This is a genomic window from Jiangella rhizosphaerae, from assembly GCF_003579925.1.
GTDB lineage: Bacteria > Actinomycetota > Actinomycetes > Jiangellales > Jiangellaceae > Jiangella > Jiangella rhizosphaerae.
The window spans coordinates 1-807 of sequence record NZ_QUAL01000211.1 but is presented as its reverse complement, the minus strand read 5'-3'; the positions used below and the strand labels follow the sequence as shown (position 1 = coordinate 807).

Genomic DNA, 807 nt, shown 5'->3' with positions numbered 1-807 from the left:
GCCCGGCCCGCGGGCTGCGCGGGTACCTGGCCGTGCGCGGCGGGATCGGCGTGCCGCCGGTGCTGGGGTCGCGGTCGTGGGACTCGCTGGCCGGCATCGGCCCGCCGCCGCTCCGGGCCGGCGACCTGCTGCCGCTGGCCGGCGACCACGACGGCGAGCCGTTCGTCGACGTCGCCCCGGTGCGTCCGCCGGTGCCGCCGCAGTCCGGCGAGGTGAGGTTGCGGGTGCTGCCGGGACCGCGGGCCGGCCGGTTCGCGCCGCCGGCCCTGGACCGGCTGTTCGGATCGGCCTACGAGGTGACGGCGGACAGCGACCGCGTGGGGCTGCGGCTGGCCGGCCCGCCGCTGCCGGCGGCGCCGGGCGTGGCGGCCGAGCTCCCGCCGGAGGGGATGGTGACGGGCGCGCTGCAGGTGCCGCCGAGCGGCCGTCCCGTGCTGTTCCTGGCCGATCACCCCGTGACCGGCGGCTACCCGGTGATCGGCGTCGTCGCGACCGCCGACGTGCCGCTTGCCGCGCAACTGCGGCCCGGCGACGCCGTGCGGTTCAGGCCGACTTCTCCCGCCGCTGCCGGCGCCCCACCCGCCCCCGCGGCAGCAACGTCGGGAGCACGTTGGCGTCGACCACCTCGCGGGTGATGACGACGCGGGCGACGTCGTCGCGCGAGGGGACCTCGTACATGACGTGCAGCAGGACCTCTTCCAGGATGGCCCGCAGCCCGCGCGCGCCGGTGCCGCGCAGCAGCGCGAGGTCGGCGACCGCCTCGATCGCGTCGTCGGTGAACTCCAGCTCCACGTGGTCGAGCTCGAA

General features: G+C 77.9%; 1 protein-coding gene and 1 pseudogene. One reads left to right on the top strand and one right to left on the bottom strand.

Annotated elements, in window-relative coordinates:
- Positions 1–635 (top strand): 5-oxoprolinase subunit C family protein (locus DY240_RS22495; RefSeq protein WP_147375447.1); only part of this gene is annotated, 635 nt, incomplete at its 5' end.
- On the opposite strand, the pseudogene DY240_RS22490 reads toward DY240_RS22495, so the two are convergent.
- A pseudogene (locus DY240_RS22490) lies at positions 544–807 on the bottom strand (ATP-dependent Clp protease ATP-binding subunit ClpX); the annotation flags it as partial. The gene DY240_RS22495 and the pseudogene DY240_RS22490 sit on opposite strands and share 92 nt — an antisense overlap.